The 25,856-nt window shown below is 37.8% G+C and carries 24 protein-coding genes; 12 read left to right on the forward strand and 12 right to left on the reverse strand.

The genetic code is table 11. The annotated features are described in order from the left end of the window. Window positions 1-103 precede the first annotated feature (103 nt). The 10 genes from prmA to ABFY81_RS07460 all read left to right on the forward strand — a co-directional run bounded on the left by prmA (window position 104) and on the right by ABFY81_RS07460 (window position 10,165). Entirely contained in the window at window positions 104-1,009 is a 906-nt protein-coding gene (gene prmA / locus ABFY81_RS07415; RefSeq protein WP_039251517.1) for a 50S ribosomal protein L11 methyltransferase, read from the forward strand. A gap of 13 nt (window positions 1,010-1,022) precedes the next feature. Further along, window positions 1,023-1,865: a zinc-ribbon and DUF3426 domain-containing protein gene (locus ABFY81_RS07420; protein WP_004700807.1), complete on the forward strand. Its 843-nt coding sequence runs from the start codon at window positions 1,023-1,025 to the stop codon at window positions 1,863-1,865. A gap of 375 nt (window positions 1,866-2,240) precedes the next feature. Next, on the forward strand, window positions 2,241-2,510 hold the full coding sequence (fis, locus tag ABFY81_RS07425; protein WP_001086304.1) for a DNA-binding transcriptional regulator Fis: 270 nt from the start codon (window positions 2,241-2,243) through the stop codon (window positions 2,508-2,510). 88 nt (window positions 2,511-2,598) lie between these two features. Continuing rightward, window positions 2,599-4,173 (forward strand): bifunctional phosphoribosylaminoimidazolecarboxamide formyltransferase/IMP cyclohydrolase, encoded by a 1,575-nt coding sequence (gene purH / locus ABFY81_RS07430; RefSeq protein WP_004700806.1) that lies wholly within the window; start codon window positions 2,599-2,601, stop codon window positions 4,171-4,173. Between the two features lie 125 nt (window positions 4,174-4,298). Continuing rightward, window positions 4,299-5,585, forward strand: a complete 1,287-nt coding sequence (gene purD / locus ABFY81_RS07435) for a phosphoribosylamine--glycine ligase (protein ID WP_077169344.1) — start codon at window positions 4,299-4,301, stop codon at window positions 5,583-5,585. Between the two features lie 473 nt (window positions 5,586-6,058). After that, window positions 6,059-6,931 (forward strand): MetQ/NlpA family ABC transporter substrate-binding protein, encoded by an 873-nt coding sequence (locus ABFY81_RS07440; protein WP_004700802.1) that lies wholly within the window; start codon window positions 6,059-6,061, stop codon window positions 6,929-6,931. A 75-nt stretch (window positions 6,932-7,006) separates the two neighbouring features. Beyond that, window positions 7,007-8,032 carry a methionine ABC transporter ATP-binding protein gene (locus tag ABFY81_RS07445; RefSeq protein ID WP_004708029.1) on the forward strand — a complete coding sequence of 342 codons (1,026 nt, stop codon included), beginning with the start codon at window positions 7,007-7,009 and terminating at the stop codon, window positions 8,030-8,032. Next, on the forward strand, window positions 8,029-8,724 hold the full coding sequence (locus ABFY81_RS07450; protein ID WP_004700797.1) for a methionine ABC transporter permease: 696 nt from the start codon (window positions 8,029-8,031) through the stop codon (window positions 8,722-8,724). Before ABFY81_RS07445 ends, ABFY81_RS07450 begins: the two co-directional genes overlap by 4 nt. Window positions 8,725-8,870: 146 nt before the next feature. Continuing rightward, window positions 8,871-9,602, forward strand: coding sequence for a hydroxyacylglutathione hydrolase (gene gloB, locus ABFY81_RS07455; RefSeq protein WP_347913467.1), 732 nt, complete (start codon window positions 8,871-8,873; stop codon window positions 9,600-9,602). Window positions 9,603-9,961: 359 nt separating this feature from the next. Then, entirely contained in the window at window positions 9,962-10,165 is a 204-nt protein-coding gene (locus ABFY81_RS07460) for a hypothetical protein (protein ID WP_000758190.1), read from the forward strand. A gap of 241 nt (window positions 10,166-10,406) precedes the next feature. On the opposite strand, the gene ABFY81_RS07465 is transcribed toward ABFY81_RS07460, so the two are convergent. Both ABFY81_RS07465 and ABFY81_RS07470 read right to left on the reverse strand, forming a co-directional pair. Next, complete coding sequence (locus ABFY81_RS07465; protein WP_019458359.1) at window positions 10,407-11,705, reverse strand: dicarboxylate/amino acid:cation symporter; 1,299 nt, start codon at window positions 11,703-11,705, stop codon at window positions 10,407-10,409. A gap of 478 nt (window positions 11,706-12,183) precedes the next feature. Further along, complete coding sequence (locus tag ABFY81_RS07470; protein ID WP_347913468.1) at window positions 12,184-12,741, reverse strand: TetR/AcrR family transcriptional regulator; 558 nt, start codon at window positions 12,739-12,741, stop codon at window positions 12,184-12,186. 137 nt (window positions 12,742-12,878) lie between these two features. On the opposite strand from ABFY81_RS07470, the gene ABFY81_RS07475 reads away from it, so the two are divergent. Further along, complete coding sequence (locus ABFY81_RS07475; RefSeq protein WP_347913469.1) at window positions 12,879-14,081, forward strand: MFS transporter; 1,203 nt, start codon at window positions 12,879-12,881, stop codon at window positions 14,079-14,081. Between the two features lie 40 nt (window positions 14,082-14,121). On the opposite strand, the gene ABFY81_RS07480 is transcribed toward ABFY81_RS07475, so the two are convergent. From ABFY81_RS07480 to ABFY81_RS07500, 5 genes are all read right to left on the reverse strand, one after another. Further along, complete coding sequence (locus ABFY81_RS07480; protein WP_022575474.1) at window positions 14,122-15,273, reverse strand: sterol desaturase family protein; 1,152 nt, start codon at window positions 15,271-15,273, stop codon at window positions 14,122-14,124. A gap of 206 nt (window positions 15,274-15,479) precedes the next feature. Beyond that, entirely contained in the window at window positions 15,480-16,829 is a 1,350-nt protein-coding gene (locus ABFY81_RS07485) for a sorbosone dehydrogenase family protein (protein ID WP_347913470.1), read from the reverse strand. A 70-nt stretch (window positions 16,830-16,899) separates the two neighbouring features. After that, window positions 16,900-17,310 (reverse strand): PH domain-containing protein, encoded by a 411-nt coding sequence (locus tag ABFY81_RS07490; RefSeq protein ID WP_347913471.1) that lies wholly within the window; start codon window positions 17,308-17,310, stop codon window positions 16,900-16,902. 69 nt (window positions 17,311-17,379) lie between these two features. Beyond that, on the reverse strand, window positions 17,380-19,209 hold the full coding sequence (locus ABFY81_RS07495) for a DUF1302 domain-containing protein (protein WP_347913701.1): 1,830 nt from the start codon (window positions 19,207-19,209) through the stop codon (window positions 17,380-17,382). Window positions 19,210-19,310: 101 nt separating this feature from the next. Then, window positions 19,311-19,916 (reverse strand): alpha/beta hydrolase, encoded by a 606-nt coding sequence (locus ABFY81_RS07500; RefSeq protein WP_080961322.1) that lies wholly within the window; start codon window positions 19,914-19,916, stop codon window positions 19,311-19,313. A gap of 290 nt (window positions 19,917-20,206) precedes the next feature. On the opposite strand from ABFY81_RS07500, the gene ABFY81_RS07505 reads away from it, so the two are divergent. After that, the gene (locus ABFY81_RS07505) at window positions 20,207-21,217 is read left to right on the forward strand and encodes an AraC family transcriptional regulator (protein ID WP_022575469.1); all 1,011 of its coding nucleotides are present in this window, start codon (window positions 20,207-20,209) and stop codon (window positions 21,215-21,217) included. A 92-nt stretch (window positions 21,218-21,309) separates the two neighbouring features. On the opposite strand, the gene ABFY81_RS07510 is transcribed toward ABFY81_RS07505, so the two are convergent. The 5 genes from ABFY81_RS07510 to ABFY81_RS07530 all read right to left on the reverse strand — a co-directional run bounded on the left by ABFY81_RS07510 (window position 21,310) and on the right by ABFY81_RS07530 (window position 25,808). Further along, a complete protein-coding gene (locus ABFY81_RS07510) occupies window positions 21,310-22,320 on the reverse strand; it encodes a putative sulfate exporter family transporter (RefSeq protein ID WP_347913472.1) in 1,011 nt (336 codons plus the stop codon). Further along, window positions 22,313-22,621 (reverse strand): Rieske 2Fe-2S domain-containing protein, encoded by a 309-nt coding sequence (locus tag ABFY81_RS07515; RefSeq protein ID WP_191011523.1) that lies wholly within the window; start codon window positions 22,619-22,621, stop codon window positions 22,313-22,315. Before ABFY81_RS07515 ends, ABFY81_RS07510 begins: the two co-directional genes overlap by 8 nt. 14 nt (window positions 22,622-22,635) lie before the next feature. Beyond that, window positions 22,636-23,292: a DsbA family oxidoreductase gene (locus tag ABFY81_RS07520; RefSeq protein WP_347913473.1), complete on the reverse strand. Its 657-nt coding sequence runs from the start codon at window positions 23,290-23,292 to the stop codon at window positions 22,636-22,638. Further along, window positions 23,289-24,638, reverse strand: coding sequence for an MFS transporter (locus ABFY81_RS07525; RefSeq protein ID WP_347913474.1), 1,350 nt, complete (start codon window positions 24,636-24,638; stop codon window positions 23,289-23,291). The genes ABFY81_RS07520 and ABFY81_RS07525 overlap by 4 nt, the downstream gene beginning before the upstream one ends. A 117-nt stretch (window positions 24,639-24,755) precedes the next feature. Next, window positions 24,756-25,808: a 3-keto-5-aminohexanoate cleavage protein gene (locus ABFY81_RS07530; protein WP_004791385.1), complete on the reverse strand. Its 1,053-nt coding sequence runs from the start codon at window positions 25,806-25,808 to the stop codon at window positions 24,756-24,758. Window positions 25,809-25,856: the final 48 nt, after the last annotated feature.

Here is a 25,856-nt window from a genome sequence, read left to right on the forward strand (position 1 = left end):
ATCATCATTTTCAAAAGCGGTCCATTAAAGATGGGCCGTTTTCTTTTTTAAAGTACTCTAGTCGGCTACAATAGGCCTTTAAATAAAATTTTAGGTCCTTTTCGTGAAGTGGTTACAAATACACATTACCGTTGATCAAGAACAAGTTGAATTCACGGAAACACTTTTAATGTCTCTAGGTGCGGTAAGCGTAACTCTGGATGATGCCGAAGATCAGGCTCTACTTGAACCATTACCAGGCGAAACACCTTTATGGAATAAAGTCATTGTTACAGGTATCTATCAACAAGACGAACAAGACCCAATTGATGTCGATACATTAGAAGCTTTCTTAAAAGCTCAACTTCCAGATGTGCCAATGCGTCATGAAGAACTTGAAGACCAAGTTTGGGAACGCGCATGGATGGATTATTATGAACCTATTCAAATTGGGGAAAAATTCTGGATCGTACCTGAATGGTTAGAGCCACCAGAAGCAGACGCGACCAATATTAAACTTGATCCAGGTCTAGCTTTCGGCACAGGTAACCATGCAAGTACATTCTTATGCTTACAATGGTTAGGCAAAACTGATGTTAAAGATAAAATCGTAATTGATTATGGTTGTGGTTCAGGTATTTTAGGTGTTGCAGCTTTATTATTAGGTGCTAAAAAAGTCTATGCGACAGATATTGACCCACAAGCTGTTTTAGCAACAAAACAAAATGCTGAACTCAATGGGGTTCTAGATGGTTTATATGTTGGCCTCCCTGAAGAGTTTGATCAAGAATTCAAACCTCAACAAGCAGATGTTTTAGTTGCAAATATTTTAGCGGGACCATTAATGGCACTTGCGCCAGAGTTTGCAAAATTAGTTAAATCTGATGGTGAGTTCGCACTTGCTGGTGTAATTGAAGAGCAAGTTGCTGATGTTTCAGGTGTTTATTCTGAATTTTTTGATATATTAGATATCGAAAAGCGCGAAGAAAATTGGTGTCGCATTTCAGGAAAACGCAAAACAATAAACTGAGACTATTTAACTCATGAATGAAAAACAAACCCGCTGCCCTAAGTGTTTAACAGTTTATAAAGTTTCTCTTACCCAGTTAACTGTCGCTCAGGGTATGGTTTGTTGCCCTAAATGTAATTTAAATTTTAATGCTCTTACCAACTTGGTTAGTATTGAACTGCCAGAACCAACAAACTCATCTGTTTTAGCCAATGGTTCTATTCAAACACGATATATGACTCACTCTCATGTGTTAGATATCTTTGATCAAAAAGTTGAAAACTCTAATATTGATCTTCTGACATATTTAAATAATTTAAATTATTTTCATAATGAACCAATCAATGCACTACCGAATCTCAACTTAGCAGAGCAAGCAACCTCCCCCGAACAAGATCATGGTAAAAAACATAGTTGGTTATATTATACGCTTTGGAGTTCGGCAAATCTGATTCTGCTTTTGGTTTTCACTTTTCAGATTCTCTGGTTTAACCCAAAACTCATGCAACAGAGTCCTGCCATTAGTCATGCATTTAATTATGTATGCGAAATTTTGCATTGCAGTAAGTCAGCTGAACAATACGAACTTCTTAATATAGAGAAAGTGAAACTACGTAGAATTGATTCAGAACATACACAAGTTTCAGGTGTTTTGGTCAATCAAAATAATAAAAGTATTGAGCTACCAAGCCTAAAACTCAGTTTTGGTTCACAAACTGATCAAGAACAAATCATTTTTACACCTAATCAGTACTTGGTAGAAAATTTACGTGGAATTCAACGTATTCCAACCAATACACCTTTTAGATTCCAATTTGTCTTAAATAAAAGCAAAAAGAGCTTACTAAATTATCGATTAGAAATTGTCCACCCCTAAATTGTAAAAAAAGTGAAAAAAAAATAAAAAAAAATGCAGTTAATTTGCTCACTTTTTCCTAGACAATGGTATGATACGCGCCACGAAAGCTTTGACTCATATACTCCTCGCTCTCAATTCAAAAAATATACTGTTAAGCATGTGTGCTTTTCTAAATTAAGCGCATAGCCTAACTTTTTTTGTTTTTGAGGGGGCTGTAACAAATATTTAACTATTGTTACGCTTATTTTTTACTCAATACGAAGATTTATGGCAAGCTAATTGTTCTTATGTTTTAGAGTCACTGTTTTAGGATCTAAAACAGGACTCCGTATTTTAGACCACATTTATATACTACTTTACCCAAGCTAGTATTTGATTTTCGGATTAACTCGCATGAATAGCAAATCTCCTATTTTTACTGCACAATCTGATGTTGCTCTTCGCATCCACGTGGATCGCGCAGTTCGTCATTATTTTGCACAATTGCAAGGTGAGCAACCATCTCAGGTATATGACATGGTGCTAGCAGAAATGGAGAAACCTCTTTTATCTGTAGTTCTTGAATATACTCGTGGCAATCAAACACGTGCCGCAGAAATTCTTGGACTAAACCGCGGCACTTTACGCAAAAAGTTAAAAGCTCACGGTTTAATGAGTGAATAAATGATAAAATGCTCACGACGTCGTGGGCATTTTTTTATGCTTCTAATTGGTTTTAATCCGTAGACTTGAAATTGTTGACTTGAACATCATGACTATTAAACGTGCTTTGATTTCTGTATCAGACAAAACAGGAATTGTCGAATTTGCTCAAAACCTTGCAGCTTTAGGGGTAGAATTATTATCTACAGGCGGCACATATAAGTTGCTTAAAGATAATAACATTGCTGTTGTTGAAGTATCTGAACATACTGGTTTCCCAGAAATGATGGATGGCCGTGTAAAAACATTACATCCAAAAATTCATGGCGGCATTTTAGCTCGTCGTGGTCTAGACGAAGCAGTTATGCAAGAACACAACATTGATCCAATCGATCTAGTTGTAGTCAACCTTTATCCATTTGCAGCAACAGTTGCTAAACCAAATTGTTCACTTGCTGACGCTATCGAAAATATCGACATCGGCGGTCCAACAATGGTTCGTGCTGCTGCTAAAAACCACGCTTCTGTGGGTATTGTTGTAAATGCTTCAGATTACGATACAGTGATTAACGAATTAAAAGCTGCTGGTTCACTTTCTTATGAAACACGCTTCGATTTAGCTGTTAAAGCATTTGAACATACTGCTCAATATGACGGCATGATCGCTTCTTACTTAGGCGCTCGCGTTGGTAAGACCGAAGGTGAAGCTGATTTATTCCCTCGTACGTTCAACACTCAATTGAATAAAGCACAAGATTTACGTTACGGTGAAAACCCACACCAATCTGCTGCTTTCTATGTTGAAGCAACCGCAAAAGAAGCATCTGTTTCTACAGCAAAACAATTACAAGGCAAAGAATTGTCTTATAACAACATTGCTGACACAGATGCTGCACTTGAATGTGTTAAATCATTTGCTAAACCAGCTTGTGTAATTGTAAAACATGCTAACCCTTGTGGTGTTGCGGTTTCTTTAGACGGCATCAAAGCTGCTTATGATTTAGCTTATGCAACAGATCCAGAATCTGCTTTTGGTGGCATTATTGCATTTAACCGCGAGTTAGACGTTGCAACTGCTCAAGCAATTGTTGACCGTCAATTCGTTGAGGTTATTATTGCTCCAAGTATTGCTGATGGCGTACTTGAAGTGACTGGTGCGAAGAAAAATGTTCGTGTTTTAGTATGTGGTGAATTACCTGCAATTGATGCACGTGCTCCACAACTTGACTATAAACGCGTTAATGGCGGCTTACTTGTTCAAGACCAAGACTTGGGCATGATCACGAAAGATGATCTTAAAGTTGTTACTAAAATCGCTCCAACTGAACAAGAAATTGATGACCTTATTTTCGCATGGAAAGTTGCGAAATATGTAAAATCAAACGCTATTGTTTATGCAAAAAACCGTCAAACTATTGGTGTAGGCGCGGGTCAAATGAGCCGTGTTAACTCAGCGCGTATTGCTGCAATTAAAGCGGAACATGCTGGTTTGGTTGTTGAAGGCGCTGTTATGGCTTCTGATGCATTCTTCCCGTTCCGTGACGGTATCGATAATGCAGCTAAAGCTGGTATTAAGTGCATTATTCAACCAGGTGGTTCTATGCGTGATGAAGAAGTCATTGCAGCAGCTGATGAAGCTGGCATTGCAATGGTCTTCACTGGTATGCGCCATTTCCGCCACTAATTTAAATTTAGTCCTCCCTAACCCTCCTTTTATTCAGGAGGGTTTTCCACAATAATGGAACTATCTCTCCACTTTGAGAAATAGAGGGGGATGAAAAAGGATTAAAGTTAAGGAACAAATTAAAAATGAATATTTTAGTTTTAGGTAGTGGTGGCCGTGAACATGCTTTAGCATGGAAAATCGCGCAAGATACCAAAGTTACTCAAGTTTTTGTTGCACCTGGTAATGCTGGTACTGCAACAGAAGAAAAATGCGTTAACGTTCAACTTGATATTTTAGACAACCCAGCAATTATTGCTTTTGCTAAAGAAAATAATGTTGAACTCGTTGTTGTTGGTCCAGAAGCACCATTAGTAAATGGTGTAGTAGATGCTGCACGTGAAGCTGGTGTAAAAATTTGGGGACCGACTCAATATGCAGCACAACTTGAAGGCTCAAAAGCATTTGCTAAGCACTTTTTAAAACGCCATAACATTCCAACTGCTTTTTACGATGTATTTACTGAAGTTGATGCAGCGAAAGCTTACGTTGAAAAAAATGGTGCACCAATCGTTATTAAAGCTGACGGCCTTGCTGCTGGTAAAGGTGTAATCGTTGCAATGACCAACGAAGAAGCTTTTGCAGCGATTGATGACATGCTTGCAGGCAACAAATTTGGTGATGCTGGTTCACGCGTTGTAATTGAACAGTTCCTCGCTGGTGAAGAAGCTTCTTTCATTTGTATGATTGATGGTACAAATATTTTACCAATGGCAACTTCACAAGATCACAAACGTATTTTTGAAGGTGATCAAGGTCCAAACACTGGTGGTATGGGTGCTTACTCTCCTGCTCCAGTTGTAACTCCAGATGTTTTTGAACGTGTAATGACTGAAATTATGCGTCCAACTGTTGATGGTATGGCTGCTGACGGACATGTTTACACTGGATTCTTATATGCGGGTTTAATGATTGATGAACAAGGTCAACCACGCGTAATTGAATTTAACTGCCGTTTTGGTGACCCTGAAACTCAACCAATCATGATGCGCTTAAAGTCATCTCTTGTTGATTTGGTTGAAGCAGGTATTGCAGGTAATTTACCAAAAGAAGCTGAGTGGGATGAGCGTAAGTCAATCGGTGTTGTACTTGCAGCAGAAGGATACCCAGATAGCGTACGTAAAGGCGATGTGATTTCTGGTATCGGCCAATCACCTGAAGATACTAAAATCTTCCACGCAGGTACTGCAACTCGTGAAGATGGTCACATTGTGACTTCTGGTGGACGTGTGCTTTGCGTAACTGCTTTAGGTGACAGCGTTCTTGAAGCACAAATTAATGCTTTAGAAGTATGCGGCCAAGTAACTTTCACAGGTATGCAATACCGTAGTGACATCGGTTACCGCGCGATTGCTCGTGAAAAAGCTGAATAAAAGTTAGCAAAAAAAAGCTTCCTATTTAGGAAGCTTTTTTTATTTTGTGCACCAATAGAAGAAAATGATATAAATTTTTAGAAGATTTATTAAGATATCAACAAATAGAAAAAAGCCCTCTATATCAACTACATTTTTATTGCTATCATTAGTACATAGTTGTAACTGTCATCAGACACTGCTGTTTTAATAATTTCCATAAAGACTTGCTCTACAAATTATGCCTGTAGAGAGTTTTTTAATATTCTAAATTTATGAATGCTCGTTTGGCTACTGTTGGGGATGAACTGTTTGGGGAAACAGTTTTTGTTTATTAAACAATTACCCTCTGTTATAGCCAAAATATGCAAGCAAATTATGGAACCCCAGAAAAAGATCACAGAGTTTAGACTAGTTGTAATTCCAACTCCTCTCTTTTCATATTGATATAGATCAATCGTTATTGTTCTATATCTTAATCAGGACTTTTTTAAATGAAAAAGCTGATCAGCCTCTTTTTAAGCATGTCAGTAGTATTATTGACAGCATGTAGCAAACAAGAAAATGCTCAACAAGCCGAACAAAACAATGATAGTACCAAAGTACAAACGGTAGTAATTGCCTCTACAGGTTCGGATGCTGACATTTGGCGTTATATCGCATCTTTACCTGAAACCCAAGCTGCTGGACTGAAGTTAGAAGTAAAAAACTTCTCAGACTCCGTTTCAATGAATACAGCAGTTGCAAATAAAGAAGTAGATTTGAACGCATTCCAAGCTTATTCTTATCTTACTGTATTTAATAATTCAAACCCGGATAAGATTGCAGCGGTTTCTACCACTTATATTGAGCCAATGGGGATTTATTCAAGTAAATACAAAAAAATTGAAGAACTTCCTGAAGGTGCAATTATTTCAATCCCGGATGATGCTGCCAGCGAATCTCGTGCGCTACTCTTGTTACAAACTGCTGGCTTAATCAAGCTTAAAGCTGACTATAATCCTGTTCAGGGCAGTCCAATTGATGTTATCGAAAATCCTAAAAAGATCAACATCAAACCAATCAAAATGGAAACTGCATTACGTCTTAAAAATGAATTTGATGCAGTTGTATTAAATAATACCATAGCACTCGAGGGAGGTTTAAACGTACTCAAAGATTCTATGTTCTATGAACCTATTGATCAAATCTCAAAAATTAGTGTAAACGTTCTAGCAACTGCTGAATCACGTAAAAATGATCCTGTCTTGCAAAAAGTTGGTAAGCTTTACCACACTGCAGCTGTTAAAAAATACATTGAAGAACACTTTGGTGGAACAAAAGTTGACGTAGACAAACCAATCAGCTATCTCTCAGAAGCTAAATAGTAATATAATAGCCCAAACGTGAAACAGGCAAATTATCTTTGCCTGTTTTTTCTTTCAAGCATAGTTTCTGACGATATGATTCAATTTAAAAACATTTCAAAGCACTATCAGCTCAAAAGCCAAACCATACGCGCACTCGATCAAATCAATTTAGAGATTCCAGAGGGCAGTATTTTCGGCATTATTGGCTATAGTGGTGCAGGTAAAAGTACTTTAATTCGCCTGATTAATTTACTCGAACGACCAAATGAAGGTCAGATTATTATTAATCAAAAGGACTTCACTGCTTTAGATGCACGTTCATTACGTCAGGAGCGTGCAAATATTGGTATGATTTTTCAGCATTTCAATTTGCTTCAAACCAAAACAGTTGCTGAAAATATCGAAATGCCAATGCGCCTGCTAAATTACAAAAAAGCAGAACGTGAAAAGCGTTTAAATGAATTATTAGAGTTTATTGATCTTAAGCATAAAAAAGATGCCTATCCAGATGAACTGTCTGGCGGTCAAAAGCAACGTGTTGGTATTGCTCGTGCTTTGGCAAATCATCCTAAAATTTTATTATGTGATGAAGCCACATCTGCACTAGATCCGCAAACCACTCAATCAGTTCTAGAGCTTTTAAAGAAAATCAATCAAGAACAGAAAATCACAATTGTTATGGTTACTCATGAAATGGATGTCATTGAATCTATTTGTGACCATGTTGCAGTTATGGAAGCTGGTAAAGTGATTGAGCAAGGCTCAACTATTGATATTTTTAGTAATCCTCAGCATCCAACAACTAAAAACTTTATACAAACTGTCTTACATCAGCAGTTGCCAGTTAACATTCTAAATCAATTAGAAAATCAACATCACCACAGCATCTATTGCCTACAATTCTTAGGGCGTTCGGCTCAAGAACCTGTGATTCAGTCACTTATTAAACAATATGATATTAGTTTAAATATCTTATTTGCCAATATGACTGAAATTAATGGCACAGTGATTGGTCAAATGTTTGTACAGCTTTTAGGTGACCCGCAGTTGATCAGTCAAGCGATTGAGTTTTTAGAGAAAAATGAAGTGAGCGTAGTTCAATCAGGAGATCAAGTATGAGAGATTTAATCGTACAATGGTTAACTGAACTTACTCAGCCTTTCTGGCAAAGTTCCCTTTCTATGGACCAGTTTGTAACTGCATTACAAGAAACCTTTAATATGGTGTTCTTTGCGCTTATATTTGGTGGTATTTGGGGCTTCATCCAAGGCATTATTCTGCTTGTAACTCGTCCAGAAGGGATCTTACCAAACAGATTCATTTATCATTTGCTTAACCCAATTGTAAATGCATTGCGTTCTCTGCCATTTATTATTTTACTTATTGCAGTTATTCCACTTACAAAGTTCTTGGTAGGTACTTCGATTGGTACATGGGCGGCAATCGTTCCTTTAACGATTTATGTTGGACCATATATGGGCCGACTTATTGAAACTTCCCTACTTGAAGTAAATGAAGGAATTATCGAATCTGCTCAAGCAATGGGCGCAACACCTTGGCAGATTATTTCACGCTTTATTTTACCTGAAGCTCGTAGTTCTCTTATTTTGAACTTAACAACTGCTACGATTAGCCTTATTGGTGCGACCGCTATGGCTGGTGCAGTTGGTGCTGGTGGTATTGGTGACTTAGCCATTTCTTATGGCTATCAACGTTTTGATACAAGCGTTGTGATTTTAACAGTGATTATCCTCTTGCTTTTGGTACAGATTGTACAGACTTTAGGCAACTGGCTCTCTAAGATACGCTAAGTCATTTATATAGAAAGCTCCCTAAACGGGGGCTTTTTGTTTTTATAGTCTCCTGTGAGTAAAAAGTTGAGTGCGTGGCTTAACACCATTTTCTGTTATCATCAAAATTAGTGGTTACTCTTTGGATTTGGTTTCAGGATAAAACAATGCGTTATAGAATTCATTTTATTGATGTGCAAAATGCCCTACAAAACTATATCTGGATTTTAGAAGATACTGAAACTCATGAAGCTGTTGCTGTGGATCCAACAGAAGCTGAGTTAGTCACTCAATTTTGCAATGACCATCATTTAACCTTAAAGCAAATTTGGCTTACTCACTGGCATAAAGATCATATCGGCGGCGTTGCAGATTTAACGGCTAACTCTAATTTGGCTGTATATGGCCCAAGAGATGAGCTAAGCAAAATTCCTGGTATTACCCATCCCCTTCAACACGACGACCATTTAAAATTTAATGATTTAAAGGCAGAGATTATTGCCACACCAGGTCATACCCTAGGACATATTGTGTATTTTATTGAGGAACTGAATGCCCTCTTTTGTGGAGATACTTTGTTTGCAATGGGATGTGGCCGATTATTTGAAGGTACAGCAGAACAGATGTATCACTCTTTAAATCGACTCGCAGCTCTTCCAACCACAACCAAAGTATATTGTACACATGAATATACTCTTTCTAACGCTGAATTTGCCTTAAGTGTTGAACCTGAAAACCACGCATTACAAGAACGTGCAGAACAAGTTCGTAAGCTTCGCACGGAAGGTAAAATTACCTTACCAAGTAGTATTGAACTTGAATTGGCAACTAATCCATTTTTACGTGCTGAAAGTGTAGAAGAGTTCGCTCATTTACGTAGTTTAAAAGATAATTTCTAAGTTAATCGGATTTATAGAAAGATACAGTTTCATTTTAAGAACTGTATCTTTTTGAATAAGGCATGTTTCATGAAATTATTTTTTACATTTATTGATTTTAAATTAACTTAATTTGATTAAATTTCACTCTAATCTTTTTATTTAAAAATAACAATAAAAATTAAATACTTACAATTTATTAGTACAAAAATTGATTACATAAAAACTGAATAAATTTATAAAATGAAGAAGATTACTTTATCTCTTTTACTTTTTTTACAAGTTGCAAAATAAAACAAAGTTTTCCCCCTTTAAAAAATCTAGGTAAATCCCTATTAATAAATAAGGTGTAAGACACGGATAGAAGAAGGAGTTCTCACGTGAAAAAGGTTGTTAAAGCTAAAAATTTAATTGCGTTCCGTATTTGGTTAGAAAAATTAGGGTATTCGGTTAAAAACTTGGCCGATGGAAAAGGTTTCACTTTCAGTTTTAAAAAAGAGTATGGCTTAGTCACGTGTGATTTGGCTGGTAACGCCTTAGCGATGCAATTAGGTGAAGAATTTGAGGATCACTTAAAAGCGTAAGCTTGAGCTGTTTTGTATATACTATTTTCAGTATAGGCAACTTAAAAGTCCTGCTTTCAAAGTAGATCTATATGAGAGTTTGTGAAAATTTTATATTGGCCTTCCATAATTAAGCATTTACATACAAGATAGTTTTTTTAAATTAAATTTTCGACTAGATATAATAAAACCTGTAGCATGGCGCCTCTCCCAAATTGCCAATTGCTACAGGTTTTTTATTTCGAATTAAAATTTTAAATAATTAATTCGTTTTAGATTTACCTAATGCTTTATCTAGAACGTCCTTGTCCAGAGCTTTGTCCCAACGAGCAACAACAATTGTTGCGCATGCATTACCAATTAAGTTAGTTAATGCGCGACACTCAGACATAAAACGGTCGATACCTAAAATGAGCGCCATACCTGCCACAGGTACAGATGGGACAACTGACAAAGTAGCAGCGAGTGTAATAAAGCCTGCACCCGTTACCCCTGCTGCACCTTTAGAACTCACCATCGCAACTAACAACAATGCGAGCTGTTCACTAATTGATAAATCTACATTACAAGCCTGTGCAATAAATAAAGCAGCCATAGTCATATAAATGTTAGTACCATCAAGGTTAAATGAATAACCTGTAGGAATAACTAAGCCCACTACAGATTTTTCACATCCCGCTTTTTGCATTTTATCCATTAAAGACGGTAAAGCTGCTTCAGATGAACTTGTACCTAAAACCAACCAGAGTTCATCTTTGATATAGCGAATTAAAGCAATAATTGAAAAGCCATTGTAACGTGCCACTGCACCTAAAATGATTAGTACAAACAGTACAGCCGTGATATAGAAAGTCATAATCAATAGTAATAAATTACCGATTGATTCGATTCCATAAGCACCAATAGTAAATGCCATAGCTCCAAAAGCACCAATTGGCGCAAGTTTCATTAACATTCCAACCAAGTAGAAAACTGGTGCCGTTAAGTTATTTAGGAAATCAGTGATTGGACGTGCACGATCGCCTAAAGCAGCTAAAGAAATACCAAATAGTACTGCCACAAATAGAACCTGCAAAATTTCACCACCAGCAAGCGGACTTACCAGTGTTTGCGGGATAATATTCATAAAGAAGTCAGTAATATTGGTGGCATGAGCCTTCTCAACGTAAGTATTTACCTTATCGCTGACTAAGGTTGCTGGGTCAATGTTTAGACCTTTACCCGGTTGAATGATGTTTGCCACAATCATACCAACCACAAGTGCAAGACTTGAGAAAGTAATGAAATACAGCATTGCTTTACCAGTCACACGCCCGACACGACTCATGTTCGTCATGCTGGCAATACCAGTGACCACAGTCAAAAAGATTACGGGAGCAATAATCATTTTAACGATTTTGATGAATGCATCACCAAGCGGTTTTAAGCTCTGTCCAAGTTCAGGGTAAAAATGACCAATTAAAACGCCTAAAATAATTGCAAATATGACCTGTACATACAAAATTTGGTGAAATTTCTGTTTTTTCTGTACCGTTTCTTGGTCAAGGGTATTGAAATCCATTATCTAAATACCTGTTCGATGGGGATAAAAAAATAAAATATAAAGCGGGCACCACAAGCTGCTTTAAAGGAAGTGAAGCCATTGTAAAGAATAAAAAACACCATTTGTCATAAATTTAAAAAATGTTAAAACCAAAAATCATGTAATTTATTGTATATAAAGTTCATATTTTACTGCACTATTTAACAATTAAATTTGATAAAAATTATTGTTAAATCTCATAAAAATATGTTTATTATTAAATTTATTCTATTACTGATTTAGCTAAAGACTTTTAAATCTAATTTTGGAACTAACCGAACACACATTTCAATAATAAATGATTAAAGTAACTTCATGTTTATTTTAAATTATGAGAATTTAATTTTTAAATAATAAGAAAAATTGATATATAATTATTTAATAAAAACAAAAGCCTATATATTCCGCTATTTAAATTAGCCATTTTCATCTAAAAAAAACGAAGAGGCTTATATGCTTAAACGAATAGGCGTTTTAGAAGACCATGTACGTAATCCAAATTTAGTTCCTGATTGGTAAATAGAATCCGAAATAGCATAGGTGCGATTACAGTCTCGATAATTTCTTGGTTTGGTATAGTGAACTCATTTCTTAATTTTGCACGATTTTGAATAATATCGAGTTGTTGAATAATTAAACTTTCACACATACGGGCATTAGAATCAGAATTTGATGTATAGAGCACATCTCGCAATAAATCTTGACCGACTTCGGAAGAATACTCTTCAAAATATTGTTCAACCCAAGCTGTGATATCTCGTTTAAATGAACCTAAATCTTTAGGTTCCATGTCTGGTTTGAGTTCATTTAAAGCTACATCTGAAAACAGTTGGTTGATATCACCCCATCGACGGTAAATGGTTGAAGGCGTTACCCCTGCTTGTGCTGCAATCATTGGAATTGTAATTTGGCTTTGCTCGAAATCTTTTTGTAATTCTTTTACAGCATTATGTACTGCAGTTTGTATTCTCTCGCTGCGACCACCAGGGCGTAATCCAGTAACAACTTTTGCCATTTATAAACTCTGTAAAGGGATCAAAAAATTTATAAATATTTATATCTATATACAAAATACACTAAAGCTAAGGATTTGCTTTAGTGTCAAAATAATGTATAAAAGCTAAATATTCGCTTTTATGTTATTCATGTTCTATGAACAATTCAAGTTCAAAACGGTCAAGAGCTGTTTTTCAATTAGATGCTGCAAGCGCTTTGACACTCAACACAATTACGCTTATGACATTTATGGCTGCATCTAGTGCACCAACGCCGCTCTACCGTCTATACCAACAGATATGGCAATTTTCACCGGTCACATTAACTTTAATTTTTGCAACTTATGCTTTTACCCTGCTGGGATCATTACTGATTATTGGTTCTCTGTCTGACTATATTGGGCGTCGACCAGTCATTATTGCTGCCATTTCTCTACAAATTATTTCAATGAGCTTCTTTTTATTTGCTTCAGATGTTTCGATGCTATTTATCGCACGAGGCTTACAAGGAATCGCAACAGGGCTTGCTGTTTCAGCTATAGGAGCAGCCATTTTAGATTTTAGTAAGCTTCATGGCTCACTGATTAATAGTATTGCACCAATGATAGGTATGGCTGTTGGGATTTTTCTGACTTGTTCTATTTTGCAGCTCTCCGCTCACCCGTTACAGCTTGTTTTTGAATTCTTATGTTTTCTTCTTATTTGTGAACTCATTTTAAGTTTTCTTACCCCAGAGACTGCACAAAAAAGAGCTGGTGCGCTTGCTTCTTTAAAACCAACGATGGCTATTCCTCCGCAAACCAAAAGTGCTTTATTAAGTATTAGCCCAATTAATATTGCACTTTGGATGGTCAGTGGTTTCTTCTTGTCACTCATGCCATCTTTACTAGCAAAAATTTTCCATACTTCATCGGCATGGCTAAACGGTATTATGTTTATGGCGCTCGCCCTTTCTGGTGCGGCAGGTATATTAACGCTTAGAAAGTCGACAAATTTTCGTATTTTATTAACCGGTACTCTCTCGATTGCTATTGGTGCCATTGTCTTATTCATCGCCATTAACCTAACCAATGCTGTAGTTTTATTTTTGGGTTCTATTATTACTGGCGTTGGTTTTGGTACGGCTTTTATGGGAGCCATTCGTAGTGTAATGCCGCTGGCTCTTCCAGAAGAACGTGCTGGACTTATGGCAGCATTTTTCGTTGAAAGTTATTTGGCTTTTAGTATTCCTGCAATTTTAGCTGGCTATTTTGTGGGTAAGATTGGACTGATGCATACAGCAAATAGCTACATCTGTTTTATTGTCTTACTATCACTTGTTGCCCTTTTCATGATTTTTAAAAATTTTAAAAATAAATAACTATATAAAAAAGCCTCGAACTGAGGCTTTTTTTTAACATTTACTGGTCACGCCAGCGTTTTAAAAAACGTTTTACATACTTTTTAAATGGCCAAGTAAACTGTTTTATAAAACTATTTGGAATTTTATAACCTACCGTACCATACACGCTCGCCAAGTGATTTGGCATATATACGGTTTTAAAAATGACGTCATAGAGTGGAATAAAAGCAGCGTAATTTTTATCAATCGCAGGTTTTTCAGAGGAATGATGCCAATGGTGGAATTCTGGTGTTGCGATAAACCAACGTAGATATGGAAAGCGAAAACGTACATTGGAATGAATAAAAATCGCGTGAAACGAAATAAAGATTAAATAGGCAAAAACAGCAGAAGTATGAAACCCTAAAAGAAAAATCGGTAAAGTGGCAATAAAGCGAGTCATTAAAACTTCAACAACGTGTAAACGGGAAGATGCTAACCAATCCATATATTCAGTCGAATGATGAATCGCATGAAAACGCCATAAAAAGTTAACTTCATGCATGGCTCGATGTAACCAATACACCGTAAAATCAACCACAATGAGCAATTCAATGAATTGCAGCCAAATTGGCTGAGCTTGAACATATGGCACAATTGGATTATCAGGCAAATGCGTAATCCAATACTGAATTGGCATAACCGTTAAGAAGCTAAATAGTTGAATACCAATATGGCTGACCATGAAATATTTCATATCGGTCACCCAGCCCACTCTTAAGATCTTTTGTTCAGGGTTTTTAGCAAAAAAGCCTTCAAGGGGTATAAAAATAAAAGCCAAGATGACTAGGGTAAGTACAAAATAATCAATGCCTGCATAAAATGGCACGCTTGGAATGACTGGAGCATGAATAACACCACAGCCTAATACTGCTGCTATGAGTGCAAAGCATAAACCATAAAAACCATATCGATTTTGTCGGATGATTGCACTAAATGCTCCAAAACCTGCGCTAATGATTATGCCTGTAATGAGGCCATAATAAAAAAGACTATAGTGCTTTGCATAAAGTGGACGTAACTCAGGAGTTGTCAGCACACTGGGAAACAAAAAACATAAAGCACCGAAAAGGCAAAGTAGGCTTAATGCCATTGAAATAAAAGCACTAATTTTTCCTAAACCTGCATTAAGCTCTAAATTTTCAAATCTTGCTCTTAATTGATCGGTCATAATTCATATCAACAATTCTTTTTATCTATACGGCGCATGCTAACAAAATTTAATTATTAATTGTAAAAAGAACCCCATTTAACTCAAACTAAAAGATAGATAGATAAATAAAACTAACCAATCAATCTAAAATAAGGATAAATTAGTTAGTTATTTTAAAATATTAAAATAAAATCAAAATAATGAAGTCATCAACCGAGTAAAAGCTATTTATTTTTATATGGGGTCTCATAAGTTGTCTCTGCAACTGGTGAAACACGCCAAATTGTATTGCCTACATCATCTGCAACTAACACAGCACCCGAAAAATCTATTGCCACCCCAACTGGACGTCCATAAGCCTTTCCTTTATCACTGAGGAATCCAGTCAAAATATCTTGCGGTGGACCAGAAGGTTGACCACTTCTAAATGGTACAAAAATGACTTTATAACCACTATGAGGCTTGCGGTTCCATGAACCATGCTGACCGATCAATGCCCCACCTCTAAATTGTGGCATCAGCTCGGCTGCATAAAATGTAAGACCTAAAGAAGCAGTATGGTTGCCTAGTGCATAGTCAGGTTTAATTGCACGAGCGACCATTTCTGGATTTTGTGGTTTGACTCGCACATCTACATGTTGACCATAGTAGCTATAAGGCCAGCCGTAAAAAGCGCCATCTTGAACTGAGGTCATATAATCGGGTACTAGGTCACTACCAATTTCATCGCGCTCATTAACAACCGTCCAGAGTTTACCGCTTTGAGGTTGCCACGCCATACCATTGGGATTACGCAGTCCAGTTGCAAATGGACGTGACTGCCCGCTTGCGATGTCAAACTCCATAATTTGTGCACGGCCTTTTTCTTGATCTAGACCATTTTCGGCAACATTACTATTAGAACCGACGGTAATATAGAGCTTTGTCCCATCACGATTAGCAATAACATTTTTGGTCCAATGGTGGTTTAAAGGGCCACCAGGTAAGTCCAATACTTTAGTACCACTCGCAGTAATTCTTGTCTCGCCTTCTTGATAAGGGAAACGCACAAGTGCATCCGTATTGGCAACATACAAATTATTACCGACTAGCGCCATACCAAATGGTGAGTTTAAATTTTGAAGAAATACCGTTTTCTGATCGGCAACTCCGTCTCCATTAGTGTCACGGAGTAAAGTAATACGGTTAGCACTCGGATGAGATGACCCTGCCCGTCTCATCACAAACGTCATGATTTTACCTTTAATGCCTTTACTGTCTTCTGGTTTAGGGGGAGCATCCGTTTCGGCAACCAATACATCACCATTTGGTAATACATAGAGCCAACGTGGGTGTTCAAGTCCTTTGGCAAATGCTTTGACCTTTAAACCTTCTGCTGGTTTTGGCATTACCCCACTCGGCCAGCCTTCTGCTGGAGCTATATTAACAGTTGGTAATAGGCTTGATTTAGGTTCAGGAAGTTTTGGGTCTGGCCCATAACTGTCGGTAATTGGATATTGAGAGGATGAAGCACATCCAGCTAATGTAATTAAAACCGTAGTGCCCAAAATTGGCAGTAAAAAACGTGTCGCCATGGGTTATCTCCATTTATTTTTTGTCGTCATGGAAATAGCGTAATTTATGTTTGCAATTAAACAAGCAACTTTAATAGAGTCTTTTGTTTATGGCTTGAAAAAAACGTTCTTTATCTTTTGGTGAAATCATCACTGAACTAATTTCTCCATTTTTCATATAATAAATTTTGAGTCGATCTAATGAGAGTGCTGGAGATGAAAGTGGATTATGAGTAGGCTCTATTTGGGTAATATCATCAATATTAATTTTCCATCGGAATACCAAACTCTTAATCATTAAAGTGTTGTTTTCTACCACATAATAAGTATTAAAAATGGGAAGCCAAATAAGAAAAATGATTAAACTATAAATGATGAGATGTGGAAAATTTGAAGCTAAAGAATAATGATGATTTGCTTCATAAATCTTCATAAGGATATTGGCAGTGATAACAACAAATATTAATAAAAGCCACCAATCAATTTTTGATCTAAATTTCAAAAGTTATCCTCCACGTCTAAATCTCATTTATAACGAGTATTTCTATATATTTTTTATAAAATAATTGAACTAAAAATTAGCTTTAAATGTTAATGATACAAAATCTCGATCATCTATCGTGCTAAATTCATTAGAACCAAAAAAGTTATTATAGGCAATCTCTGTTGTATATTTTTGCTGATACGTCATAGATAACGCTGCACTTACACTCATTTGCCCTTCTTGAAAGTTTTGGCTATATCCATAAACATCATGTCTAAAACTAAGACTTGGCGTAATCACTGTAGAGGGTAAAATATCTTGATAATTTAATACGCCACGTAATCGGTAGCCAAATGACCATTCATTAAAAAATCCGTTTTTATTACAAAAGCGTTCATTTAAATTGTCTATTTCTGCATTGGTAAGATGAGCTGTACCATACGGCGTACATTTAAACTCGCCTGTTTCAGGATTATAAGCACCTGTTGACAGCTCACTACGGCCAAATGCGCCTGTCCGGCCAAACCGATGATTACCAATATCTGCAATATGGTTTAAGGCAAACTCTGTAGACCATGTCATCGAATTTGCACCCCAAATATTGAATATGCTGTCAGATGCTCCAACTGACAATTGTGTTACGGGTAAGCGTACATATCCTTGAATATATTGACCTAATTCAACAGTTTTCCCCGGCGGCGCAAATGGTGTTCCTTCCGATAGCACTTGAGCATAGACAATGTCTGTGCCATTTAATTGCAAAGGTTGATTAGGTTTGTGGGTTAACTCACTAAAAACTGTTGTTGTTCCAACTTTACCAGTCAGACTTAATCCAAACATTTTGATATTTTCAGGGTAGATAGAAAAATAACTTGCGGTATTAAAATGTTCAGGTCCTGCTGCTGTTACAGCCGTTCCATCAAAGTTTGCATTACGGCTATGGTAGTTCGCATAGTAAATACCTAACTCAGCATTATTTAAACTGGGTAATGTCTGTTTTAAAGCAATGCCATATTGGCCATTATCCTTTGCTTTTCTACTTTCTGCACGTGGAATATAGGTACGTAAACGAATTGCGGTATCTGATAATTTATCTCCACCTCCAGCAATCAGAACTGGACCTGCGTTTTCGGGGACAAAGTCTGAAATCTCAAAAAAAGTTCCGTTACCATCAACAACTGAAGGTCTAAATTTAAATTGATAGAACCCTTCTATTTTCAAATTTTTATTAATGCTTGTGTCGAATGAAAACATTTCGGTTGGAATGATTCTTTCTTTTGCATCACCACCCGGTCGGTTAATTGCAGCAAAATCAAATGCACTCACCGAATTTAAACCGTTTTGAAAAAACTGAGATTTCCCCCAACTTAATGTCTGTTTGCCTAATTTTAAATTGATGCTTTTTCCACTGCCTAGTTCAAAATCTTTCCATATATAGGCATTCCATAAATCGATACCTTTGAATTTTGCAAGCCTTGGCCACGCTGAATCATTAAAGGGTTTAAAGTCTCCGTGCCCTGTCTCATAGGCATGGTCATACCAGTATTTAGTGCTAATGACTGCACCCTGCTGTTTTCCATTTAGCTTAACTTCGGTTATGCCTCTGATGATCTGTGAAATAGCATCATATTTATTAAAATTCATACGCCCATCATCACCATTCACATCAATGCTAGCGCCTTGTTTGCCTATTTTGTTTGCGTCAGGCCGATAAAGTAATGAAACGGATGGATCTTGGGTACTCCAACTGGCTCCTAAGCTTAATGTCGTTTTTGTATCGACCTTCCAGTCTTTATCAATATCAAAACTGGCTGCATTTGCTTTAGACATAAATAAAATTAGGCTTAATGAAACACCTATTTTTTGAATATATAAAACGTGATTATTTCTTTGATTTAAATAGACGTAATGACCCATCATATTATCTCCCTATCAATATGATTTTTCTTATTTATTGCTTATTACTCAAAGCCATCCATTGGCTTTTAAATGGTTTACCTAAACAGGTATTTTTTGCACTAGGCTGGTTGTTCGACCTGATCTAACTGTTGAATAAATTGTTCAGCTAAAGGCCAATAGCCAAAGCCAGATGCAGGGTTTAAATGTCCCACTTCCCCCAGATTTACGAGTTGACTACCCCACTTTCCTGCCATTTCACTTACAGCTTCATAACGAGCTAAATGGTCATTGGTGCTTGCAACCAAAATGCTGGGGAAAGGTAGTGTTTGATTAGGTAAAGGACTCCATCCTTCTTGATGAAGTACGGTTGGGCTTGGATAATTTTCTGGCCAGCTTTCGTTTAAGTCAGGTGGCGCCACAAGCAAAGCACCTTGAATTGGTCTTTGATATTTTGCAGCCCAGTGTATTGTCATCAGCACACCTGCGCTGTGTGCAACTAAAATGACAGGCCCTTGTATTTGTTCGAGTTGTGCTTGTATGGCGGCAACTCTATTTTCACAATTGAGTTTATTAGTTTCTACAGGTGGTACAGAGCGAACCTTTGCTAGCTTTGTTTCTAAGATCGTTTGCCAATGCTCGGGAACATGATCGCGTAACCCCGGAATAATTAAAATTGTTGCTTTGGTTTGTATTTTTTCCATTTCGACGCCTGTGAATTTTGCCATCTAGGAGGCTTAAGAATTTTTATAAAACTCCATTCACAATAAAGGCTCATTTCAGTTAATGGTGTACATAAGACGTCACGGACTTTTCATTTGACGACACATCTTTTTAAAATTTCGTAAATTAATTAAAATAGTTTTTGTAATTACAAATGAATTAAAAGAACAGGTTTAAAATTGATTTGACATCACGATTAGGCGCTTAAATAAAAGCTTTTGTAATGTGGATATTTTAGTTATAACTAGATATCAGCTGTAAGGAATATGGCTGATTAAGAACAGGAGATAATAAAATGGTGCCTCTTGCGCATACCGCCTCTTTAAAAAATTATTTGGCAGTTGCTCAGCAATTAGATCTAAATCCCTACCATTTATTATCACGTGTTGGGCTTAGCCAAACTCAATTGAATGATCTTAAACAACGTATTCCTGTAGATAAAGCCATTACCTTGCTTGAAGACTCAGCCCAAATGAGTAATTGCGATGTTTTCGGTTTACATATGGCAGAGCAACGTGAAATCGCGGATTTTGGTGAACTGAGCTTATTATTAAGTTACCAATATACTTTGAGAGAAGCGCTGCAAACGATTGTTCGTTATAGGAATTTACTCAATAACTCACTTGAAATATATATAGAAGAAATTGACGATACAGTAGTTATTCGAGAAGAAGTTATAACCACAACTTGCGGATATAGTCGCCAAGCGACGGAACTTGCTTTAGGAATTACCCATCGTTTTTGTGCAGCACTCATGATGCAAAAATGGCGACCATTAAGTGTACACTTCACTCATAACCCGCCTAGTGATTTAACTTTGCATCGGCGGATTTTTGGCTGTGCACTAGAGTTCGGTAGTGACTTTAATGGTATTGTTTGTACGGCGGCCGAACTTGATACAACAAACCCTCAAGCAAATCTGGCTATGGCCAACCATGCACAACGTTATTTAGATATTTTGCAAAATAGCAATGAATCGACCATGATTTTTGATATTCGTAAAAGTATTTATCTTCTCTTGCCAATGGGACGCGCTACGATTGATCAAGTCGCTCAAACACATGGTATTCATGTACGGACTTTACAGCGTCGATTAGAAGAAGCTCAGACGAGTTTTAGTGATTTAATGAATGAAGTACGCAAAGATCTCGTATTTCGTTATTTAAAAAATCTAAATTATTCACTTGCTCAAGTGTCTGATATTTTAGGTTACTCAATGCCGAGTTCTTTTACGCGTTGGTTCATTAGCCAATTTGGTATGTCACCAAATATGTGGCGTAGTCACAATAAAGCCCTGCTCAATTAATTTCTCTTTATGTGAAGCCCAATGAAGTCATTTAAAATATAAGGAAGCTGGAGAACTATTCCATAACTTCCTTAAAAATCTAATTTTTAAAATTAAAACCACAAGCGCATAAGTCCAAGAACCAATACCACTAAAAAGATGCTTTCGCCGATCATTAAAAGAATCGGTTTAATGCCGACCGATGCTAATTCTTTTAACTGAGTTTTCATTCCTAAAGCACTAATTGCAATGACTAAAAACCAGCGTGATAAATCATTAATTCCATTTTGAACTATCGTTGGCACCCATCCTGTACTGTTAATACAAGCGAGTAATAGAAAACCGACAGCAAACCAAGGCAGTAATGGCGGTCGCTCCCCCGTTGAATCTGCTCCTTGCATACGGGTAATCATGGCTGCACAAACGATTACTGGAAGCAACATCGCCACACGCATCAGTTTAACTACAGTCGCCGTATCCCCCGTTTGAGTAGACATGCTATAACCAGCGCCGACCACTTGCGCCACATCATGAATCGTAGCACCAAGAAACACACCTGCAGCTTGTGGCGATAACTCTAACCACTTCGCAATCATCGGATAGACAATCATTGCAAATGTTGAAAGTGCCGACACGCCAATCACGGTAAATAAGGTCGCTTTTTCTTTTTGCGGATGATTTGGAAAAGCAGCCGATAATGCCAATGCGGCTGAAGCACCACAGATTGCCGTTGATCCACCAGTGAGCATGCCAAATAGTTTTTGGAAACCTAAAATTTTAGCGGCAATAACAGAAACGGTGATTGTGACAATAACCAAAGTGACAACTAACGCAACAGGCTGCCAACCTAGTGCGGTGATTTGACCCAAAGTTATACGCATTCCTAGTAATGCTATGCCCATCCGCAGCACACTACGTGCGGTAAACTCGATACCTGCCTTACATTTACTTTCAGCAGCTAAAAAATTCACGCTCATGCCGAGTAATAGTGCAAATAGCATGACTGGCGCGCCATAGTGCTCTGATAAAAAACAGGCAGCCGCAGCAACGACCGAACTGACCACAAAGCCTGGCGCTAATTCTCTTATACGCTGGGAAAAATTTTTCAAAACTAAACTACTCATGATTTTCCCCACAGCCCATCACAATAAATACCTTGTCCTCGATCACTTCTACGGGATAGGTTGCAACTTTGAGTTGAGCAGAATTAACTAAACAGCCATTTGTTAAATCAAAGCGTAGACCATGGGCACAACACTGAATCACTCGTCCTTCTAGACGTCCACTAAATAGCGATGCGCCCTGATGAGGACAACTGTCATCGATTGCATAAAATTGAGCCGCAACGTTAAATAATGCGAGAGTTTTATCTCCAATTTTAAAAAAAGCCCGCTCACCTGAATTCGGTATTTTCTCAAAAGGCACTTCAAATCGGTTGCTCATATCAACTCTCCCTGCCCCGCTAGCGCCTCTTGCATTGCTTGATAAAGAGCCTCTGCTGATTGCGCACCCACTAAGGCTGAAGCCCGATCAAAAATAAAGTAAGGCACGCCATTACCTCCTGTACTTGCAGAGATAAAATCTTGATGATCTTGAATAAGTAAATCTTTGATAAGCTCAGGTGTGAAGCCACAACGTTTCGCGATTTTGTATAAAGTGGTGGTATTTCCGATGTCTAACCCATCATAAAAATATGCAGCAAAGAGTTGTTCTAACAATGCATTACACTGCTCAGGAGTTCCTATCTTTAAAGCTTTATCAAATAAGCGATGAGCTTTGGCCGTATTTGGCATGCGTTTAATTTGTTCAAAATCGATCTTGAGCCCAACTTTATTTGCAGCTTTATTGACTTGTTCTTGTCTCATACGAACTGCTGTCAAGCTACCTAACCGTTTCAAATAAAACGTTTGAAACGGTACACCTTCAACAGCTAAATCAGGTATGAGCTGAACACCTCGCCAGTGCACGACAACTTTGACTTTAGGGTAAAGCTGATAAAATCTATTTATAGCGATCAGTAACTGACGTTTTCCGATCAAACACCAAGGACAAATAAAGTCAAAAAATACATCAATGTGTAATTGCCGAATCATCATTTGTTATTCATCCCGCATTTTTGTATTTGGTTACCTGAATGATTTTTAAGCTCAGTTATTCCTTGCTGCTCAAAGCGTGCAATATCTTTGTGATAATGGCGTTTGGCATAAAAAAATATGGCTGCGGCTGCAATACTGACCAAGGGCATGAGTTGAAATGCGCTATGTAAACCAATCACATCAGATACTTTGCCAACCACTAAAGGACCAAGCGCCAAACCAAGAAAATTATTAGCCAGAGTAAGCGTTGCAAACGCAGAACCATGAACTGAGTTATGTGTGAGATTGGCCACCATGGCACTAGATGGCCCATTGGTTCCTAGGGCAATAAACATTCCGAGGCAGATGAGAAGTAACTGGTTACGTCCCGCAGGCATAGCAAAAGCAATGAATAAAAGAACACAACCGAGCAAGCAGTATGTAATCGCTAAACTGACCTTACGATTTGGACAGTTACGGCCCAAATAATCACACAACATGCCGCATAGAATTGTGCCTACTGCACTACATAGCAAAATGACCGCTGCCATTACACCTGCCTTGTCGGTACTCATGCCGTAATAGCGATTGAGATAACTCGGCATCCAGACAATCACTGTGCCACCAACAAATAATTGCAGACCACTACCAATGTAAGTGGCAATAACTGAACGACTTGAATATAAAGTTTTTAAAGGGCTTTTAATGTGCTGGGTTTTACTACGAATTTTATTTTGAGGTGCTGCGTTTATTCTGTTTTCTTTCACTAAAATTGGATATAGAAAGGCCAAAATGAGACCAAATAAAGCAATACCACCAAAAGCCCAACGCCAACCGAAATGCTGTGCGAGTACACCACCTAAAGCCACACCCAAAAACGAGCCAAATACGCCGCCCGCCATAAAAGCACTGGCGAGTGTTGCACGCATTTCTCGTGGAAAAACAGCTACCACTACCGCGATTCCAACGCTGCCATAAGCAGCTTCACCCACACCAACCATAAAACGAGCAATAAACATTTGCTCATAATTTTCAGCCAGTGCACATCCTAAAGTCGCCAAACTCCATAACGTCGCCATAATGGCTAAGCTTTTCACTCGCCCAAAACGGTCTGCCATTAAAGACAACGGCAGAGTCAATAAACCCACCATTAAAGCGACAATGCCACTGAGCAAACCTAACTGACTGTCGCTGAGTAACCACTCATTTTTAAGTAAAGGAAAAACTGCGTTTAAGACTTGTCGTGACATGTAATCTGAAATGAGCAAACCAAATGTCAAAGCAAAAACAAGCCATGCATAACGACGAGGTATACTGATTGACGTATCAACATCGCTCATCTGATCTGAATACTGATGTGCATTCATACGACCTCCTTGTATTTTTTATAATTTCTATTTAGCTAGTGCAGCAACGCACTTTTAAAAACAAAGCGAATAAGCTGCACTACATTTGAGGTCTAAATTCCGTTAGACCTTGTCACATTAGTTACGCTGCGGCACACCCTTTTGCCCTGCTTTACGGTTGGGTGCCATACCATTTGCGATTAGGGTTTCTTCAATACTGTTGTATTGCACCCCAATACGATAAATTTCACGGGCTTCTTTTCCTGAGGCAATTTCACGGCCTAGTTCATGGGCAATCCGAACGGTTTGCTTAATTTGCTCTACAGATGAAAAACGACGTCCGTGATGATCAATGATCGTGTCTTCATTACCAACACGGGCATGTAAACCCATTGCCATCGACATGGTGTTAAAAGGCAACACATTTTTGAGCAGAGATTCTGATGTCAAAGTACATCCATCAGGTACGCGATGAATAAAATTAAAGAAATTAAATGGATTTGGGCCATCGAAACCACCGCCAATTCCAATCCAAGTTAAGTTTAACGGCCCCATATACAATCCTTTACGCACCATACGTTCTAGCGTCTCAAGACCATGCATACCGGTTAACTGAAAGTGCGGTTGAATATTGTTTTTACATAAGCGCTTGATGTGTTCAGTGACCCATGCAGGCCCTGCTGGCACAGTCATCTCTGCATATGCTGCCTGAGTCGCTGGATGTGCCAATGAAGTCCCTTCTAAATATTCAGGATAGAGCAATTCCATAATATTCATTTGTGTGGTGTTAATTGCTACCGTAACTTGATCGGGCTTTGGTGTAAGTTCAGCCAACATATGACGGGTGTCATCACTTAACCATAGAGCTGCCTCACCTTCACTCTCTGGTGCAAATGAAATCGAACCGCCTACCTGAATAATCATGTCAGGCACAGCTTCACGAACACCTGCGATAAGCTCATTAAACTTTGACAAGCGTTTAGAGCCTTTGCCATCAAGTTCGCGCACATGTAAATGCAGCACTGTCGCGCCCGCTTCATAGCACTCAACCGCTTTTTGTATTTGCTCATCCATGGTTACTGGAATATCTTCAGGAAAGTCTTCTGGCATCCATTCGGGTCCATACGGCGCAACCGTGATTACCACTTTTTCCATATTTTCCGGGTGCAATGAGTCGTCAAAGAATTGCATGTGCATCTCCATATATTTTTTAGAATTTTCAATTAGATAAAATTATTT

Source organism: Acinetobacter sp. WA-87 (genome assembly GCF_039938935.1).
Classification (GTDB): domain Bacteria; phylum Pseudomonadota; class Gammaproteobacteria; order Pseudomonadales; family Moraxellaceae; genus Acinetobacter; species Acinetobacter seifertii.

Excerpts from the sequence above, each read along its gene's own strand:
- ABFY81_RS07420 (WP_004700807.1), top strand. The coding sequence starts at position 1,023 with ATGAATGAAAAACAAACCCGCTGCCCTAAGTGTTTAACAGTTTATAAA.
- fis (WP_001086304.1), top strand. The coding sequence starts at position 2,241 with ATGAATAGCAAATCTCCTATTTTTACTGCACAATCTGATGTTGCTCTT.
- purH (WP_004700806.1), top strand. The coding sequence starts at position 2,599 with ATGACTATTAAACGTGCTTTGATTTCTGTATCAGACAAAACAGGAATT.
- purD (WP_077169344.1), top strand. The coding sequence starts at position 4,299 with ATGAATATTTTAGTTTTAGGTAGTGGTGGCCGTGAACATGCTTTAGCA.
- ABFY81_RS07440 (WP_004700802.1), top strand. The coding sequence starts at position 6,059 with ATGAAAAAGCTGATCAGCCTCTTTTTAAGCATGTCAGTAGTATTATTG.
- ABFY81_RS07445 (WP_004708029.1), top strand. The coding sequence starts at position 7,007 with ATGATTCAATTTAAAAACATTTCAAAGCACTATCAGCTCAAAAGCCAA.
- ABFY81_RS07450 (WP_004700797.1), top strand. The coding sequence starts at position 8,029 with ATGAGAGATTTAATCGTACAATGGTTAACTGAACTTACTCAGCCTTTC.
- gloB (WP_347913467.1), top strand. The coding sequence starts at position 8,871 with ATGCGTTATAGAATTCATTTTATTGATGTGCAAAATGCCCTACAAAAC.
- ABFY81_RS07465 (WP_019458359.1), bottom strand. The coding sequence starts at position 11,705 with ATGGATTTCAATACCCTTGACCAAGAAACGGTACAGAAAAAACAGAAA.
- ABFY81_RS07470 (WP_347913468.1), bottom strand. The coding sequence starts at position 12,741 with ATGGCAAAAGTTGTTACTGGATTACGCCCTGGTGGTCGCAGCGAGAGA.
- ABFY81_RS07475 (WP_347913469.1), top strand. The coding sequence starts at position 12,879 with ATGAACAATTCAAGTTCAAAACGGTCAAGAGCTGTTTTTCAATTAGAT.
- ABFY81_RS07480 (WP_022575474.1), bottom strand. The coding sequence starts at position 15,273 with ATGACCGATCAATTAAGAGCAAGATTTGAAAATTTAGAGCTTAATGCA.
- ABFY81_RS07485 (WP_347913470.1), bottom strand. The coding sequence starts at position 16,829 with ATGGCGACACGTTTTTTACTGCCAATTTTGGGCACTACGGTTTTAATT.
- ABFY81_RS07495 (WP_347913701.1), bottom strand. The coding sequence starts at position 19,209 with ATGGGTCATTACGTCTATTTAAATCAAAGAAATAATCACGTTTTATAT.
- ABFY81_RS07500 (WP_080961322.1), bottom strand. The coding sequence starts at position 19,916 with ATGGCAAAATTCACAGGCGTCGAAATGGAAAAAATACAAACCAAAGCA.
- ABFY81_RS07505 (WP_022575469.1), top strand. The coding sequence starts at position 20,207 with ATGGTGCCTCTTGCGCATACCGCCTCTTTAAAAAATTATTTGGCAGTT.
- ABFY81_RS07510 (WP_347913472.1), bottom strand. The coding sequence starts at position 22,320 with ATGAGTAGTTTAGTTTTGAAAAATTTTTCCCAGCGTATAAGAGAATTA.
- ABFY81_RS07520 (WP_347913473.1), bottom strand. The coding sequence starts at position 23,292 with ATGATGATTCGGCAATTACACATTGATGTATTTTTTGACTTTATTTGT.
- ABFY81_RS07525 (WP_347913474.1), bottom strand. The coding sequence starts at position 24,638 with ATGAATGCACATCAGTATTCAGATCAGATGAGCGATGTTGATACGTCA.
- ABFY81_RS07530 (WP_004791385.1), bottom strand. The coding sequence starts at position 25,808 with ATGCAATTCTTTGACGACTCATTGCACCCGGAAAATATGGAAAAAGTG.